Raw genomic sequence first — 16,956 nt, forward strand, 5'->3', positions numbered from 1 at the left:
ATGGCGCTCACGCCCCCTCAACCGGACCCACCCCGCCTTCGACAGTTTTGCGCGATCTGTTGGAACAGCTCGTGGGGTCAGATCCGTTTTCCGAAGGAAAACGGATCTGACCCCGGAATTTCATTCGATATCTGACAGATGTGTCGACCAAGGTCGACACCTACCAACAGTCGCGGGGATCTGTCAGAGGTGGGGCGGTGTGGGCTTGCAGGACCGTTGGCGCCATGGATGGCGCCATCGAGCCCCCAGGGACGGGTTTACGGCGTGTCCTGCAATCCCACACCGCCCCGCCATCCCACGGAATGCCAGCTTTCGCTGTTGCTGTTGCTGTTGCCGGCCAGCGGCCGGCACTACCGCAGGTGCAGGGCGCAGCCCTGCCGAACACCCCTTACAACGGCAGCGGCGCTTGCGCCGGGTCGATCCGCCCTTCACCGCGGGTGATCTTTTTGAATTCGGCGCGGCTGACCGACACGTAGCGGTCATTGCCGCCGATCTCCACCTGCGGGCCATCCTGTACCGCGTGGCCATGCTCGTCCACGCGCACGGTCATCGTGGCCTTCTTGCCGCTGTGGCAGATGGTCTTGATCTCCTGCATCTCGTCGGCCCAGGCCAGCAGGTACTGGCTGCCTTCGAACAGCTCGCCGCGGAAATCGGTGCGCAGGCCGTAGCAGAGCACCGGAATGCGCAGCTGGTCGACCACCTCGCTGAGCTGCCAGACCTGGGCGCGGGTCAGGAACTGCGCCTCATCCACCAGCACGCAGCCCATCGGCCCGTTCGCCGCCAGATCCTGCTCGACCCAGCGCTGCAGGTCGGTATCGCGGTCGAAGGCCATGCCATCGGCGCGCAGGCCGATGCGCGAAGCGACCACGCCGGCGCCGGCACGATCGTCCAGGCGCGGGGTCAGGATCGCCACCCGCATGCCGCGCTCGCGGTAGTTGTGTGCGCTCTGCAGCAGGGTGGTGGTCTTGCCGGCGTTCATCGCCGAATAGTAGAAGTAGAGCTTGGCCATCGACGGATTGTACGCCGCAGCCCCAGTCCGCCGAAGCCGTTCAGCAACCCCACCGGCGGCCGGCTGTGGTCGTCACCCGGCCCCGCTACAATCCTGTCCCCATGCACGGTCTCAATCCCCCCCAAGCCGCCGCCGTCCTGCACATCGAAGGTCCGTTGCTGGTGCTCGCCGGCGCGGGCAGTGGCAAGACCCGCGTGATCGTGGAAAAGATCGCCCACCTGATCGGCTGTGGCCGCTACCCGGCCCGGCGCATCGCGGCGATCACCTTCACCAACAAGTCGGCCAAGGAAATGCGCGAGCGCGTGGCCAAGCGCCTGCGCGAGCAGGATGCCGACGAGGTGACGATCTGTACCTTCCATGCGCTGGGCCTGAAGTTCCTGCAGATCGAGCACGCTGCGGTGGGCCTGAAGCGCGGCTTCTCGATCTTCGATGCCGACGATGCCGCTGCGCAGATCAAGGACCTGATGTACGGGGCCAAGCCCGACGACATCGAGGACATGAAGAACCTGGTGTCGCGCGCGAAGAACGCCGGCCTGTCGCCCGAGCAGGCGATGGCCGCCGCACGCAGCAACCGCGAGAAGGAAGCGGCCAGCGTCTACGAGCGCTACCAGCTGCGCCTGACCGCGTTCAATGCGGTCGACTTCGACGACCTGATCCGCCTGCCGGTGCAGATCCTGGAAGAGAACCCGGAGATCGCGCTGGCCTGGCGCGAGCGCATCGGCTACCTGCTGGTGGACGAATGCCAGGACACCAACGACGCGCAGTACCGCCTGCTCAAGCAGCTGGCCGGCGACAAAGGCAACTTTACCTGCGTGGGTGACGATGACCAGTCGATCTACGCCTGGCGCGGCGCCAACCCGGAAAACCTGCAGCAGATGGGGCGCGATTACCCCGCGCTGGAGATCATCAAGCTGGAGCAGAACTACCGTTGCTCCAACCGCGTGCTGCGCGCGGCCAACGCGCTGATCGCCAACAACCCGCACGAGCACCTGAAGAAGCTGTGGAGCGACCAGGCCGACGGCGAGCGCATCCGCGTGTGGGAATGCCGCAACAGCGAGCACGAAGCCGAAAAGGTCGCGGCCGAGATCGCCTTCGTGGCGCAGTCGCGCAATGTGCCGTGGAGTGATTTCTGCATCCTGTTCCGCGGCAACTTCCAGTCGCGTCCGTTGGAAAAGGCGATGCAGCTGCTGCGCATCCCGTACCACCTGACCGGCGGCACCATGTTCCTGGAGCGCCAGGAAGTGAAGGACACGCTGGCCTGGCTGCGCCTGCTGGTGAACCCGGACGACGACACCGCGTTCATGCGCGCGGTGCAGTCGCCCAAGCGCGACGTCGGCGCCGGCACGCTGGCCAAGCTGGCCGAACTGGCACAGGAAAAGGACATGCCGATGGCGCAGGCCGCCGAGGCGATCGGTGCCCTGCAGCAGCTGCCGCCGCGTGCCGCCAACAGCCTGGCCCGCTTCACCGACATCCTGCGCGACCTGCGTGCGCAGACCCGGCAGGTCACCTCCGGCGACATGATCCGCAAGGTCGCCAAGGAATCCGGCCTGCTCAGCGAGCTGCGCCAGCAGGCCAAGGAGGAGGCCAGCTACCAGCGCCGCGCCAACAACATCGAGGAACTGGCGCAGTGGTTCGAGGGCGGCCCGCGCGGTGCCACCGCCGCCGACCTGGCCGGACAGCTGGCGCTGCTGTCGCGCAGCGACAAGGACGAGGGCGGCAACCAGGTGCGGATGATGACCATGCATGCTTCCAAGGGCCTGGAATTCCCGTACGTGTTCATCGTCGGCTGCGAGGACGGCGTGCTGCCGCACCAGGTCAGCCTGGACGAGGGCAACCTGCAGGAAGAACGACGCCTGCTGTACGTGGGCATCACCCGGGCCAAGATCCAGCTGTGGATGAGCTACAGCAAGCTGACGCGCAAGTTCGGCGAGCACGTGCGGCTGAAGCCGAGCCGGTTCTTCGAGGAGATTCCGGCCGAGGAGATCCAGCGCGATGGTGCGGATCCGGTGGCCGATGCGGCGCGGAAGAAGGAGCGCGCAACGGCGGGGTTGGCGGCGATCGAGGCGCTGTTCGATTGAGGATCGAAAAGCCACTAAATTGGTATTCCAATCCGTCCGATTGACGCTTCTGGCCTTGAGCCTGCATCGGGTTGAGGCCTAGTGTGAGCGCACCCGAAGTGCGCGCCGTGTCCTTCATAGTGTCCAACGACATCCCTGCTGTTCTCACTCATACCTTCCTCGGGCTGGGCCTGGTCCTGCTTGTTTCAGCGCTTCTGGCCTACGTTGGTGCCAGGCGCTTCCTCGATGGGGCGGTCATTGCCGATGGCAGGATCACCCATGTGGGTGCCATCCGTGTTGATCGCGGTGGTTCGCGCACTTCAGTGGTGAAGTTCGTGTACTCGGTGGACTTCACTACCAGCAGCGGGCAAGTGATGCGGTTCATCGCAGGTCGTACCCGCCATCGTGCCTACATGACGGGCGATCATGTAGATGTGCTGTACCTGCCGGACCGCCCGGACAAGGCCCTGGTGCGTTCGCTCTCATCACCCTGGGGCCTGAGCGTCATACTGGGATTGAACAGCGGCCCATTCCTGCTGGCGGCGGGACTTCTGCGCCTGCCGCAGGCGGCGAGGGCATGGCGGCGCAGGCAGCTCCTTCGCCACGGGACACGGGTGCAAGCCAAGGTCCGGGCGATCAAGCGCGATCGCGGAGTATTTTCGGGGGGAAAGCATCCGTTCGTCATCGTCTGCGCCTGGCGCGATCCTGAAACCACTCGATGGCATGTCTTCCACAGTGCGTATCTCTGGGCCGATCCCCGTGCACAGGTGAGTGGGCGTGAACTGGATGTCCATGTCATGCCGGGCAATCCGCGCTACTACCATGTCGATACCTCCTTCATTCGATCAGCGCCGGCACCTGCACGCTGATCGATCAACCCGGCCAGCACCATACCCACCCTCCTCAGATGTTTTTTGCTGTTTTTCTTTGCCGTGGGCCTGCTGATCCTTCTGGCCGCCGCCTGGCTGTTCGTGGACGTCCAGCGTTTCGCGCGCAAGGCCGTTTCCGTAACCGGAACGGTGGTGGCCGTCCAGGCAGAGGATGCCCGGTCGGAAATGGAGGGGATGCCCGCACGTGACATCACCCTGCATCGCCCGGTGGTGAGGTTCCAGACCGGACAGGGGCAGATGATTCAGTTCACCGCGTCCTTTGCTACCGGGGCACCACTGTACGTGGTCGGCGAACAGGTACAGGTGCTATATCCCGGCGGCATGCCTTCCAAGGCTCGTATCCAGCACCCGGGATTGCGCTGGGGCGCACCGCTGCTGTTGGCGCTGATGGGCATGGGGTTCTGCCTGATCGCCGCATGCGTCCATCGCCTGTGCGTGCGCTACTGGCCGATCCTGTTCGGCCCGCGTGACGGGGCATGTGGCTAGGCTGAGCATCGTAGTGGCCCACTTGGCCTGAGCGTGCTGCACGGCGGGCGCTGGCGTTGCAAAATCGAGGTATTCCTTCCGGAGCCCACCCATGCAACCCATCGAAAGCAAACGCCTGCGGCTGCGCCGCCTGGAACCAGACCGGGATGCTGCGCCGATGCTGGCACTGCTCAACGATCCGGGCTTCCTGCGTTTCATCGGCGACCGCAACGTGCGCAGCGAAGAGCAGGCGCGCGAGTACATTTCGCTGCGCGTGCTGCACAGCTATGCGTTGAACGGGTTCGGCATGTACGCCATCGAGCGGCTGGCCGATGGTGCCTGGCTGGGCAATGCCGGGCTGGTGCGGCGCGATGGCCTGCCGGGGCCGGATATCGGCTATGCGGTGCTTTCGGAATTCGCCGGGCAGGGCTATGCCGGTGAGGCGGCGCGGGCGGTGTTCGCCTACGCGCGTGGCGAACTGGGCCTGCACGATCTGTATGGCATCACCGATCTGGACAACGTGGCGTCCGGGAAGATCCTGCTGGGCCTGGGCATGCAGGAACGCGGGGTGATCCAGCTGCCGGGCGTGGACAGCCCGAGCCGGCTGTATGCCACGCCGGGCGCGGCGCAGGTCTGACCCCGCGCCGTGGTGGGTGCCGACCGTTGGTCGGCACGATTCAAATGCAGTGCCGACCACCGGTCGGCACCCACCCCCTCAAGTGCCGCGCAGTTCGGCCAGCTGCGCCTGCAGTTCGGCCACGGCCGCTTCCAGCTGGGCCACGCGCTCGGCCAGGCCCGGGTCGGTGGCCTCGCCGCCACCGCCGCTGCTGGCGTACTTGGCCGCCAGCGCCGCGCCGTCCACCTCGCCACACAGCAGGTGCATGTAGCGGTCTTCGCGCTGGCCGCTGGCACGCGGCAGCACTAGCAGCAGCGCGCGCTGCTGCAGGCGCTCGATGGCGTGGCGGGCTTCGTCGGTGTCGGCGAAGCGGTGCAGGCGTTCGCTGCGCGTCACCAGCTCGCCCAGCGTCTGCGGCCCACGCAGCAGCAACAACGCCAGCAGCACGGTCTGCTGCCGGGTCAGGTCCAGCGCGGCCTGGAGGCGGTGCTCGTAGCGGTCAGCCCGTGAGGAGAAGTGCTGGCGGGCCAGGCCCATCGTCTCCAGCTGGCGCAGGGCGTGCTGCACGCTGCCGGCGTCGACGTTCATCACCGGCTCGCGGGCGGTCTTCTGGTTGGCCGCCGACTGCGCGGCATTGACCGTCAGCGGGTAGGTGTCCGGGGTGGTCGCCTCCTTTTCCACCAGGCAGCCCAGCAGGCGGGCCTGCACGGCGTCGAGCAGGGGAACGTCGGGGGTCTGGGCGGAATCGGTCATGGCGCCTCCGGAAGGGCAACGGGTCAACCGCCAAGCATAGCCGTCCCGGCGGCGGCTTTGCCGGTAAAATGCGCCGGTATATCTGATTGCCGGTGAACCCATGCGTCGTCCCGTTTCCCTGTCCCTGACCCTGCTCGCCACCGCGGCGCTGGGCCTGTCTGCCTGCAAGCGCGTGGATGCGCCTGCCGCCGAAGCCACTGCCCCGGAGGCCCCGGCCGCCGCTGCCAAGGCGGAGGGTGCGCTTGATGCCACCGCCAACGACAATCTCAATGCCGTGCTGTGGATGCAGCGCGCGCAGGAATACAAAGCGATCACCGAGCAGACCTACCGTGCCGCCGCCGACCACCTGGACGCAGCGCTGAAGGAAGCCCACTGGGACGCACTGGTGCCGGAGGAGCGCGGCAACGAGGCCAAGGGCCTGAAGCCGGCCGTGGTACTGGACGTGGATGAGACCGTGCTGGACAACTCGCCCTACCAGGCGCGCCTGGTGCGCGACGGCAAGGAGTACGACGAGCTGACCTGGGACCAGTGGGTGGCCGAGAAGAAGGCCAAGGCCATTCCCGGCGTGGTCGATTTCGCCAAGGCCGCCAACGCCAAGGGCGTGACCCTGCTGTACATCTCCAACCGCGCCGTGCACCTGAAGGACGCGACCCTGGCCAACCTGCGCGAGCAGGGCCTGCCGGTGGCCGACGACAGCGTGTTCCTCGGCCTGGGCACCGTGGTGCCGGGTTGCGAGCAGAACGGCAGCGAGAAGAACTGCCGCCGCCGCCTGGCCGGGCAGCAGTACCGCGTGCTGATGCAGTTCGGCGACCAGCTGGGTGACTTCGTGGAAGTGACCGCCAACACCAACGACGGCCGTGACGCGCTGCTGCAGCAGTACCACGACTGGTTCGGCGAGCGTTGGTGGATGCTGCCGAACCCGACCTACGGCGGCTTCGAGCCGGCGCAGTTCAACAACGACTACAGCCAGTCGCGCCAGGCCCGCCACGACGCCAAGCGCGCCGCCCTGGACTACGCACCGTGAGCCGCGCGCCACTGCCGCTGCGCGATGACGAGCGCCTGATCTTCGCGCTGGACGTGCCCGACCGCGTGCAGGCACTGGAGTGGGTGGATCGCCTCGGCGACAGCGTGGCGTTCTACAAGATCGGCATGGAACTGCTCGCCTCCGGCGAGTACTTCCAGGTGCTCGACGAACTGGCCCGGCGCGACAAGCGGGTGTTCGTCGACCTGAAGTTCTTCGACATCCCGGCCACCGCCGCGGCGGTGATCAAGCGGTTGTCGCAGTGGCCGGTCAGCTACGCCACCATCCACGGCTGGCATCCAGCGATGATGGAGGCCTGCGCGGCCGCCAACAGCAGCGACATGCGCCTGCTGGCGGTGACCGTGCTGACTTCGATGGGCCGCCCGGACCTGGCGCAGATGGGCATCGACCGCGAGCCGGTGGACGTGGTGGTCGAGCGCGCGCTGGCCGCCCAGGCGGCGGGCATCGATGGCGTGATCGCGTCGGGCCAGGAAGCTGCGCCGATCCGTGCCGCCACCGGTGCCGGGTTCTCGATTGTCTGCCCGGGCATCCGCCCCGGCGGCCCGGTCGGCGATGACCAGAAGCGCACCGTGGGCGTGGCCCAGGCCTTCGCCGATGGCGCCGATGCCATCGTGGTCGGCCGCCCGATCCGCCTGGCGGCCGATCCGCAGTCGGCCGCACGGGCGATCCAGCAGGAAATCGCGTCGGCTCTGGCTGCACGCTGAGCCTTCGGCATACGCCGGTCACACCGGCACTACGAACGCCATCGCGACCCGTGCGCGATGGCGTTCGCATTTGTGCGGCCGCCACTGACGCAGGCAGCACAAGGCGCGGAAACTGTGCGCGCGTTCGCCCTGTGGGGATCATCACTGCTTCCCAATCGATGCACCGGCACGGACCGCGGCCGCGCCGGTTCCAACCATCGATAGAGGAGTACAGGGATCATGTATCGCAGCACCTCTTTGTTCATCGGCCTGCTGTTGGCCGCGTCCGCCGCACCCGTCATCGCCGCACCGCAGGCGCGTGAGGTACCGCGCATCATCGGCGGCGAAGCCGCCCAACCGGGCGAGTACCCGTTCATGGTCAGCATCCAGGGCGTCTTCGACGGCGACTCGGACCATGACCGCCATTTCTGCGGCGGAACGCTCATTTCTCCTTCGTGGGTACTCACCGCCGCCCACTGCCTGCAGGGCGAACAACCGACCGGCCTGGCGGTACTGGGAGGACAGACCACGCTCTCCACAGAGACCGCGTCGCGCAGCTCCAACGTCAAGGCGATCCACGTCCATCCCGCCTTCAACAGCGGCAATTCGCTGGAGCACGACGTCGCCCTGATCCAGCTCAGCGCGCCGCTGTCCGATGCGCAGCCGGTCGCCCTGCGGCTGCGGCCCGATGCGAGCTATCTCAAGCCAGGACGCGAGTTCACCGTGATCGGCTGGGGCGACACCGACATCGGCGATGGCCGTGTCTATCCCACCCAGCTGCAGACGGTGCAGGTGCCGTTCGTACCGTTCAACGAATGCCAGCAGGCCTACGGCGGTGAGCTGTCGAGCGGCAAGGTGATCTGTGCCGGCCGCGAGGGCATCGACAGCTGCCAGGGCGATTCCGGCGGTCCGCTGCTGCTGCGACTGCGCGAGGGCTGGACCCAGTTCGGCGTGGTCAGCTGGGGCGAGGGCTGCGCGCTGGCCGGCTATCCCGGCGTTTATGCCCGAATCGCCGAAAAACACGCCGTAGATTTCATTGAGGCTGTCTGGCAGCGTGATTGATTCAATAAAATCAAATAGATATATCGTATTACGTGAAGTGTTGCCTTAACTTGCAGGGCAGCGTAGGATCGCCGCCATCCGGTCCCTGGACCGGACATGTGCCACAACACTGTCCTCCGGCCCCGTGCCGGCTTGAAGAGCCTGTGATCCCCGTGATCCCGGCTCTTTTTTTATGGTTTTCAATCACTTGTATCGCCGTTGGCGGAAACCGTGACGGCCCGGCTTGCCGCTGTCACGTCGCAGGCCGCAAGATGCGGACCGGTCCGGGGAGTCCGAATGCATGAGCGTGGCGGTGCGAGGAAGGTCTGCGCGTGGATGGGGGCTGGCGGCCATGCTGCTGCTGGCCGTGGCGGCGTGCCGCGAGTCTGGCAACGCCCCGGTCAAGCCGGCGGCCGAGCCGGTGGCTGCGGTGCAGGCGATGGCGTTGCGGCTGGCCGAAGACGATCTGGTCGGTTACGCCAGGCTGTCGGTGCCGCCCAGCCAGTACCAGCGCCTGCAGCAGGCCTGGACCGAGGGCCACAGCCAGTGGCCGCTGACCGAGCTGCCGTTGGGTGACCAGCTGCTGCCGATGCTGGCCGCCCTGCGCAAGCCCAATGCCAGTACCGAACTGCAGCGCAGCTTCGACCGCCAGCTGGCCGGCCAGGCCGGTGCGGTGCGCCAGGCCGCACAGTCGATGGGCAACTTCGGCGTGCAGTACCTGCGCCACCAGAAGGGCTACACCCCCGGTCAGCAGGCGCACTACATCGCCCTGGTCGAGACCCTGGCGGTCTGGGCGCAGGGCGCACCGATCAGCGACCGCGCGCGTGCGCGCAGCACCATCGCCGCGCTGGTCGGTGCGGCCGGCAAGGTTGGCTTCGATGACGAGGCCGGCCTGCAGGCCGCGGGCATGGAAGGCAGCCTGCAGCAGCTGGCACCGTTCATCCATACCCTCAAGGCCGTGCTGGGCAGCTACGGGCTGGGCGTGGATGAAGCCCTGCGCAGTGTGCGAGGCGAACTGCTGTCGGTGGAAGGTGACAACGCGCTGGTGCGCCTGCACTACGACCTGGCGGGCCGCGAGATGAGCCTGCAGCTGCCGCTGAGCCGGCGCGAGGGCCACTGGTACCTGACCCGCACCCTGGCCGACACCGACGCGCTGTTGCGCAAGGCCGACGCGGCCCGTGCCGACGCGGCGCCGGCCCCGGCCGAAGTACCCGCCGAGGGCGGGGAAGCGGCAACGCCACCGCCTAAGCCATAATGGCGCCGATGTCGAAACAGAACCCGCTGCCGTTCCCCGGCGAAGAATCCCCGTCGACGCCCGCCGATACGGTGCCGGCGTCCCCCTCGACCGGTACCGGCCCGAACCCGGTACCGCCGCCCGCGCACGCGCGTTCGGCCGGCCGCCGCCCGCTGTGGGCGCGCCTCCTCGGTCGCCTGGTCGAGCCGTGGCTGTCGCTGAAGATCGAACCGGAAGACCCCGGCCAGTACAACGATGGCCGCCCGGTCATGTATGTGCTGGAAGACTACGGCCTGTCGAATGCGCTGATCCTGGACAAGGCCTGCCGCCAGGCCGGGCTGCCGTCGCCGCTGGTGCCGCTGGCCGGTGACCCGACCGGCCGCAAGCGCGCCTACCTGGCGCTGTCGCGACGCAGCTCCAGCAATTCGCTGATCCCCGAGCAGCGTGGCGCCAAGACCCACTCCGATTCGCTGGCCAAGGTGCTGCAGGCACATCGCGTGCGCGATGACCTGGACGTGCACCTGGTGCCGGTGTCGATCTTCGTCGGCCGCGCGCCGGACAAGCAGAGCGGCTGGTTCGCCGTGCTGTTCTCGGAAAACTGGGCACTGGTCGGCCGCTTCCGCCGCCTGCTGGCGGTGCTGCTCAACGGCCGCAGCACCATCGTCCGCTTCGCCCCGCCGATCTCGCTGCGCAGCACCGTGGACGAAGGCCTGGAGCCGGAGCGCACGGTGCGCAAGCTGCAGCGCGTGCTGCGCACCCATTTCCGCCGCATCCGTGAATCGGTGATCGGCCCCGACCTGTCGACGCGGCGCCTGCTGGTCGACCAGGTGCTGGCGGCCGAACCGGTGCGCGAGGCGATCGCCGCGCAGGCCAAGCGCGACAATTCGAAGCCGGCCGATGCCTGGAAGAAGGCGCACGCCTACGCCTGGGAAATCGCCGCGGACTATTCCAGCCCGGTGGTGCGCTCGGCCAGCTTCATGCTCAGCCACGTGTGGAACCGGATCTATGCCGGCGTGCTGGTGCACCACCTGGACAAGTTCAAGGCGGCCGCGCCGGGCCACGAAGTGGTGTACGTGCCCAGCCACCGCAGTCACATGGACTACCTGCTGCTGTCCTACCTGCTGTACGACCGCGGCATCGTGCCGCCGCACATCGTGGCCGGCATCAACCTGAACCTGCCGGTGGTCGGCACCCTGCTGCGCAAGGGTGGCGCGTTCTTCATCCGCCGCTCGATCCGTGGCAACGCGCTGTACTCGGCGGTGCTCAGCGAATACGTCGCGCAGCTGGTGGCCGGTGGCTACTCGCTGGAGTACTTCGTCGAAGGCGGCCGCTCGCGTACCGGTCGCCTGCTGCAGCCCAAGGGCGGCATGATCTCGATGACGCTGCGCGCGTTCCTGCGCCAGCCGCGCAAGCCGGTGCTGTTCCAGCCCATCTACATCGGCTACGAGAAACTGATGGAAGGCGGCAGCTACCTGGACGAACTGTCCGGCCGGCCGAAGGAAAAGGAATCGATCTGGTCGCTGCTGTGGGGCATCCCCAAGGTGCTCAAGCAGAACTATGGTCAGGTGGTGGTGAACTTCGGCGAGCCGATCGCGCTGAACGACGTGCTGGCCGAGAAGGCGCCGGAGTGGAAAGGCGAGGCGGTGTCCGAGGACGAGAAGCCGGCCTGGCTGTCGACCACGGTGGACACGCTGGCCGAGCGCATCCAGGTGCGCATCAACGGTGCCGCCGACGTCAACCCGATCAACCTGCTGGCGCTGGCCCTGCTGTCCACGCCCAAGCATGCAATGGGCGAGGCCGACCTGATCGCGCAGATCGAGCTGTGCAAGACGCTGCTGGTCGAGATGCCGTATTCGGACCGGGTGACGGTGACTCCGCACTCGCCGGAGCGGATCATCGCCCACGCCGAGGAAATCAACGTCCTCACCCGCATCAAGCACCCGCTGGGCGACGTGCTCAGCGTCAGCGGCGATACCGCGGTGCTGCTGAGCTACTTCCGCAACAACGTGGTGCACCTGTTCACCGCCTCGTCGTGGGTGGCCTGCTGCTTCCAGAACAACCGCCGCATGAGCCGTACCGGGCTGGTCCAGCTGGGCCGCACGGTGTACCCGTTCCTGCAGGCCGAGCTGTTCCTGCCGTGGAGCGAGGACGAGTTCGCCCAGCGTATCGACCGGACCATCGATGTGTTCGTGCGCGAGGGCCTGCTGCAGAACGTCAACGATGACGACGGCGGCATCCTGGCGCGCAACACCGGGCAGACCGACGAAGTGTTCCGCCTGCGTGCGATCGGCCATTCGCTGCAGCAGGCGTTCGAGCGCTACTACATCGCCATTTCGGTGCTGGTGAAGAACGGCCCCGGCGTCCTTGGCGCGGCCGAGCTGGAAAGCCTGTGCCAGCAGGCGGCGCAGCGGCTGAGCCTGCTGTATGCACCGGCGGCACCGGAGTTCTTCGACAAGTCCCTGTTCCGCGGCTTCATCCAGAAGCTGCGCGAACTGCGGCTGGTGTGGCCGGACGAGAACAGCAAGCTGCTGTTCGACGAACGCCTGGATGCCTGGGCCAAGGATGCCAAGTTCATCCTCGGCCGCGAGCTGCGCCACACCATCGAACGGGTCAGCCCGGAAGCGGCACGCCCGGACGAGGCTGCGCCGCAGGATTGAACTGAATCCTTGTGGTGGGTGTGGACCTTGGTCCACACACATTCCAGTCGTGCCAACCAAGGTTGGCACCCACCAGAGCAGCAGGCCAACCAGGGTTGGCCCCCACCCGAACCCGGCGTCAGGCCGGTTCGTCGGGAATCTGCAGGCTTTCCAGCCTGGCGATGCAGTCCTTCAGCTGCAGCTTGCGACGCTTCAGGCGCTTGGACTCCAGCTCGTCCTCGCCGTTGGCGGCCATGCGGGTGATCTGTTCATCCAGCAGGCGGTGCTCGGCGCGCAGGGCGGCGAGGTGCTCGACGATCTCGGCGGGGCTGTAGGTGTCCACAGCCTCCGAGCATACACAGCGATGATGACTGCCGGGAGAGGGGAGCCCCGCAGCCCGGCTGCGGCGGCTCCGAGCCGTTAGAATGGAGCCCATGAGTGCCGTGATCTCCCTTCCCGACCCCCCGCCCCGCGCCGCCCGCGATCCGCGCGTGGCCGAGCGCGAGCAGCACAAGCTGGCCAAGCGCCTGCGCCGCCAGGTGGGCGAGGCGATTGCCGACTTCGGCATGATCGAGGCCGGCGACAAGGTCATGGTCTGCCTGTCCGGCGGCAAGGACAGCTACACCCTGCTGGACGTACTGCTGCAGCTGCAGAAGAAGGCGCCGGTGCCGTTCGAGCTGGTGGCGGTGAACCTGGACCAGAAGCAGCCGGACTTCCCCGAGCACGTGCTGCCGGAGTACCTGGCCGGGCTGGGCGTGCCGTACCACATCATCGAGCAGGACACCTATTCGGTGGTCAGCCGGGTCATTCCGGAAGGCAAGACCATGTGTTCGCTGTGCTCGCGCCTGCGTCGTGGCGCGCTGTACAACTACGCCGAGACCCACGGCTTCACCAAGATCGCGCTGGGCCATCACCGCGACGACATGGTGGCCACGTTCTTCATGAACCTGTTCCACCACGCCAAGCTGTCGGGCATGCCGCCGAAGCTGCGCAGCGATGACGGCAGGCACGTGGTGATCCGGCCGCTGGCGTACGTGCGCGAGAGCGACATCGTCGAGTACGCGCAGGCACGCCAGTTCCCGATCATTCCCTGCAACCTGTGCGGCAGCCAGGAGAACCTGCAGCGCCGCCAGGTCGGCCTGATGCTCAGGCAATGGGAGAAGGACCACCCGGGCCGCATCGAGCAGATCGCGCGTGCCATGGGCGAAGTGCGGCCCTCGCAGCTGGCCGATACCACCCTGTTCGACTTCATGGCGCTGGGCCGTCGCGACGACGCGCCGCTGCCCGACGCCCATGCCTGGCTGGCCGGCTCCCCGGCCGACGCCGACGCAGATCCCGAGACGCCCACCGTTTAAGGTCGGTCGCCCTTCCTCTTTGCCATCCGGAATTCCATGTTCTTTCGCAACCTGACGTTCTTCCGTTTCCCGACCACCACCGATTTTTCCGAAGTCGACACCCTGCTGCCGCACGCCCTGCTGAAGCCGGTCGGCGCGCTGGAAATGAATTCGCGCGGCTTCATCTCGCCGTTCGGCCGCGAGGAGAAGGAACTGCTCTCCCACCGCATCGCCGAACATCTGTGGCTGACCGTGGGCGGTGAGGACAAGATCCTGCCGGCGGCGGTGGTCAACGACCTGCTCGAGCGCAAGCTGGAGGAGATCGAGGAAAAGGAAGGCCGTCGCCCGGGCGGGCGCGAGCGCAAGCGCATGAAGGACGACCTGCTGCATGAACTGCTGCCGCGCGCCTTTGTGAAGTCTTCGCGCAATGACGCCTTCATCGACCTGCAGCACGGTTATGTCGCGGTGGATACCTCCAGCCGCAAGACCGGCGAATACTTCATGTCCGACATCCGCGGCCTGCTCGGCAGCTTCCCGGCGATGCCGCTGAACGCCGAAGTCGCGCCGCGCTCGATCCTGACCGGCTGGATTGCCGGCGAGCCGCTGCCGACCGGGCTGAGCCTGGGCGAAGAGTGCGAGATGAAGGACCCGGTGGAGGGCGGTGCGGTGGTCAAGTGCCAGCACCAGGAACTGCGCTGCGACGAAATCGACAAGCACCTGGACGCCGGCAAGCAGGTGACCAAGCTGGCGCTGATCTTCGAAGACAACCTGTCGTTCGTGATCGGCGACGACCTGATCGTGCGCAAGCTGAAGTTCCTCGACGGCGCCCTGGACCAGCTGGAACATGCCGACGAAGACGGCCGCCGCGCCGAATTCGACGCCCGCTTCGCCCTGCAGAGCGCCGAGATCCGCCGCCTGTTCCTGTTGCTGGAAGAAGCCTTCAAGCTCAGCAAGGCTGACTGAACAGGCACTGCGTGGGCCGCCGGTCATCCAGCGGCCCGAAGCGGCGCTATGCTGGCGCCATGAGCCGCCTGTTGCGCCGCCTGATCTCCCCCGCTCCGCCCGCCACCGTGCAGCGTGACACTGTCCGCCTGCGCCTGGAGGATGCCGAGATCGAGGTGCTGCGCGTGCGCGACCCGCGTGCGCGGCGCATCAAACTGAGCGTGGACGAGCGCGGCGCGCGCCTGACCCTGCCGCCGCGGGCAAGCCTGGTGATGGGCGAACGCTTCCTGGAACAGCACCGCGACTGGCTGGCGCTGCAGCTGCGCCAGTACCAGGGGCACGGCCTGCCGGCGCCGCTGCAGCCCGGCGAAGACGGTGTGCTGCCGTTGCGCGGCGAACTGTTGCCGCTGCGCTGGCAGGAAGGTCGCTATGCGCGCCTGGAGATCGACGAGCACGGCGCCTGCGTGCAATGGCCGAGCCGTGGCGGTGATGCCACCCTGCGCCGCCTGCTGCGCGAGTTCTACGAAGCCCAGACCCGTGCCGACGTCGGCCGCTGGCTGCCGAAGTACCTGCCCTCCCTGCCACGCGCACCCAGCCGCCTGCGGCTGAAGGTGATGTCCTCGCAATGGGGCTCGCTGGCGCCGGACGGCAGCATGGCGCTGGACCTTGCGCTGGTGCTGGGCCGATCCGACGCGTTCGAGTACGTGCTGGTGCACGAACTCTGCCACCTGATCCAGCCGAACCACTCGCCCGCGTTCTGGCATGAAGTGGAACAGCGCTTCCCCGCCTGGCGCGAACAGCGCGACTACTTCCAACTGGAAGGGCGCAGACTGAAGGCCATGCTGCGCCAGCTGTTGTAGAGCCGGGCCGATGCTCGGCTAACGCGCGCAGCGCGGGGTTCCAGTCATCACGTTGAAGAGCAGCCGAGCATGGCGATGCCGGTCGTCCTGACCGGCACCCTTCGGGCCGTCGCAAGCGACGTTGGCAGCGGCTCCTGCCGCTACCTTCGGCTCTACAGAAGAGCGCGCGACCGGCTCCTGCTCTTCTTTCTTTCTTCCGTGGCTCGGCACGCACGGAAACTGTCTGAGGCCGGGCGGGTGAGCCATGCAGGGGCGTTGGCGCCATGGATGGCGCCATCGAGCTTACAGGGACGTACTTGCAGCGTCCCCTGCATGGCTCACCCGCCCGGCCAAGCACGGCTTTGCCTTCAGATACCGCCAGCCACGAGGGGCTCAGCCGTTGGCCGAAACCTCCATCATCCCGCCCGCAGCGCCGCCGCCGTCGCCCAGCGTGCCGCCACCCGCGGCGCGGTGATGCACACCGCCTGGTCGGTCACCGTGGTCACCGCCCGCTCCAGCAGCTGGATGTCCGCCTCGTGCTGGCGCGCCACATGCGGGTCCTCGAAGAAGATCGCGCGCTGGCAGCGGCCTTCCAGTACGCGGTCGGCAATCTGCGCATCACCGCCCATCGGGCCGCTCTGGTAGCGCGTCACCCAGGGCGTGTCACTGGGCCAGCCGCGGCTCCAGGCCAGTTCATTCAAGCGCTGCCCGGTGGTACCCGTCGCCACGCGTTCGCCGAATCGCGCCAGTACCGCGAAATGCTCGTCGGCGAAGGCCAGCATCGCCGGCTTCATCGCATCGTGGGCGATCAGCGCCAACGTCTGCCCTTCGAAGCCGTGCAGGTCATCGGCGCCGGCATCTGCATCCAGGCCTGCATGGATACGCTCCACCTCCACCCAGTCGCGCGCAGTGGCCACGGTCGAAATGAACGGCTTGCCGTGGATCACGCACTGTCGCTTCAGTGCAGTGGCTTCCGGAAACACGGACGACGGATCGACCGGGTCGATCAGATAGATCGCACCATCCAGCGTCCGCTCCGGGCCCATGCCGACCACCTCGGCCACCAGCTTCATCAGGCCGCCTTCGCGTCCGTAGGGATAGCGGTGCAGGCCGTCGTACCCGGCCAGGAATCCCTGCCGCCCGATCGCGTCATGGGTGCGGCCGACCGCGTGCAGCGATACGCCGAGTTCGCGCAGTCCGGACTCACTGGCACGCAACCAGCGGAACAGGGCCGCCCGCGCGTCGTGGTGGTGGAGACGGTTGGCAGCCAGGCCGATGCGCATCGAGAGCTCCGCAGGTACGGGTGAATGCGGCAGTGTATGTCGGCATTAGCCCTGCCGGATGCATTTGCAACTTTCTTCATTGCCGCCTGCTGACACGCCGCTAGCGTGGCAGGCAGCGGTACCGCTGTGCGG

The 16,956-nt window shown here is 67.2% G+C and carries 16 protein-coding genes; 12 read left to right on the forward strand and 4 right to left on the reverse strand.

Annotated elements, in window-relative coordinates:
• Positions 1-388 precede the first annotated feature (388 nt).
• Complete coding sequence (locus VN11_RS00365; protein WP_008264720.1) at positions 389-1,009, reverse strand: thymidine kinase; 621 nt, start codon at positions 1,007-1,009, stop codon at positions 389-391.
• Between the two features lie 101 nt (positions 1,010-1,110).
• Between VN11_RS00365 and VN11_RS00370 the strand changes: the two genes are divergently transcribed.
• From VN11_RS00370 to VN11_RS00385, 4 genes are all read left to right on the forward strand, one after another.
• Positions 1,111-3,087 carry a UvrD-helicase domain-containing protein gene (locus VN11_RS00370; RefSeq protein ID WP_053448392.1) on the forward strand — a complete coding sequence of 659 codons (1,977 nt, stop codon included), beginning with the start codon at positions 1,111-1,113 and terminating at the stop codon, positions 3,085-3,087.
• 83 nt (positions 3,088-3,170) lie between these two features.
• Positions 3,171-3,935 (forward strand): DUF3592 domain-containing protein, encoded by a 765-nt coding sequence (locus tag VN11_RS00375; RefSeq protein WP_187299784.1) that lies wholly within the window; start codon positions 3,171-3,173, stop codon positions 3,933-3,935.
• Positions 3,936-3,998: 63 nt separating this feature from the next.
• Positions 3,999-4,442, forward strand: coding sequence for a DUF3592 domain-containing protein (locus tag VN11_RS00380; protein ID WP_187299785.1), 444 nt, complete (start codon positions 3,999-4,001; stop codon positions 4,440-4,442).
• A gap of 91 nt (positions 4,443-4,533) precedes the next feature.
• On the forward strand, positions 4,534-5,058 hold the full coding sequence (locus VN11_RS00385) for a GNAT family N-acetyltransferase (RefSeq protein ID WP_053448395.1): 525 nt from the start codon (positions 4,534-4,536) through the stop codon (positions 5,056-5,058).
• Positions 5,059-5,136: 78 nt separating this feature from the next.
• Here VN11_RS00385 and VN11_RS00390 read toward each other — a convergent pair whose 3' ends face one another.
• Positions 5,137-5,790, reverse strand: coding sequence for a YceH family protein (locus VN11_RS00390; protein WP_053448396.1), 654 nt, complete (start codon positions 5,788-5,790; stop codon positions 5,137-5,139).
• A 100-nt stretch (positions 5,791-5,890) separates the two neighbouring features.
• On the opposite strand from VN11_RS00390, the gene VN11_RS00395 reads away from it, so the two are divergent.
• The 5 genes from VN11_RS00395 (at position 5,891) to plsB (ending at position 12,447) form a co-directional block, all read left to right on the forward strand.
• A complete protein-coding gene (locus VN11_RS00395) occupies positions 5,891-6,814 on the forward strand; it encodes a 5'-nucleotidase, lipoprotein e(P4) family (RefSeq protein WP_053448397.1) in 924 nt (307 codons plus the stop codon).
• On the forward strand, positions 6,811-7,536 hold the full coding sequence (gene pyrF / locus VN11_RS00400) for an orotidine-5'-phosphate decarboxylase (RefSeq protein WP_053448398.1): 726 nt from the start codon (positions 6,811-6,813) through the stop codon (positions 7,534-7,536). Before VN11_RS00395 ends, pyrF begins: the two co-directional genes overlap by 4 nt.
• 219 nt (positions 7,537-7,755) lie before the next feature.
• Positions 7,756-8,577, forward strand: coding sequence for a S1 family peptidase (locus VN11_RS00405; protein ID WP_053448399.1), 822 nt, complete (start codon positions 7,756-7,758; stop codon positions 8,575-8,577).
• 280 nt (positions 8,578-8,857) lie between these two features.
• On the forward strand, positions 8,858-9,811 hold the full coding sequence (locus tag VN11_RS00410) for a hypothetical protein (protein WP_053448400.1): 954 nt from the start codon (positions 8,858-8,860) through the stop codon (positions 9,809-9,811).
• Positions 9,811-12,447 carry a glycerol-3-phosphate 1-O-acyltransferase PlsB gene (gene plsB, locus VN11_RS00415; protein ID WP_053448401.1) on the forward strand — a complete coding sequence of 879 codons (2,637 nt, stop codon included), beginning with the start codon at positions 9,811-9,813 and terminating at the stop codon, positions 12,445-12,447. Before VN11_RS00410 ends, plsB begins: the two co-directional genes overlap by 1 nt.
• Positions 12,448-12,565: 118 nt before the next feature.
• Here the strand turns inward: plsB and VN11_RS00420 are convergent, their stop codons facing one another.
• Positions 12,566-12,769: a YdcH family protein gene (locus VN11_RS00420; RefSeq protein ID WP_004153435.1), complete on the reverse strand. Its 204-nt coding sequence runs from the start codon at positions 12,767-12,769 to the stop codon at positions 12,566-12,568.
• Between the two features lie 91 nt (positions 12,770-12,860).
• On the opposite strand from VN11_RS00420, the gene ttcA reads away from it, so the two are divergent.
• The 3 genes from ttcA to VN11_RS00435 are packed head-to-tail and all read left to right on the forward strand — an operon-like array spanning position 12,861 to position 15,562.
• A complete protein-coding gene (gene ttcA / locus VN11_RS00425; protein ID WP_187299786.1) occupies positions 12,861-13,781 on the forward strand; it encodes a tRNA 2-thiocytidine(32) synthetase TtcA in 921 nt (306 codons plus the stop codon).
• 36 nt (positions 13,782-13,817) lie between these two features.
• A complete protein-coding gene (locus VN11_RS00430) occupies positions 13,818-14,723 on the forward strand; it encodes a recombination-associated protein RdgC (RefSeq protein ID WP_005411825.1) in 906 nt (301 codons plus the stop codon).
• Between the two features lie 59 nt (positions 14,724-14,782).
• Positions 14,783-15,562 carry a M48 family metallopeptidase gene (locus VN11_RS00435; protein WP_053448403.1) on the forward strand — a complete coding sequence of 260 codons (780 nt, stop codon included), beginning with the start codon at positions 14,783-14,785 and terminating at the stop codon, positions 15,560-15,562.
• A gap of 395 nt (positions 15,563-15,957) precedes the next feature.
• Here the strand turns inward: VN11_RS00435 and VN11_RS00440 are convergent, their stop codons facing one another.
• Entirely contained in the window at positions 15,958-16,824 is an 867-nt protein-coding gene (locus tag VN11_RS00440; RefSeq protein ID WP_053448404.1) for a methylglyoxal synthase, read from the reverse strand.
• Between the last annotated feature and the right edge of the window lie 132 nt (positions 16,825-16,956).

The organism is Stenotrophomonas maltophilia, from assembly GCF_001274595.1.
Classification (GTDB): domain Bacteria; phylum Pseudomonadota; class Gammaproteobacteria; order Xanthomonadales; family Xanthomonadaceae; genus Stenotrophomonas; species Stenotrophomonas forensis.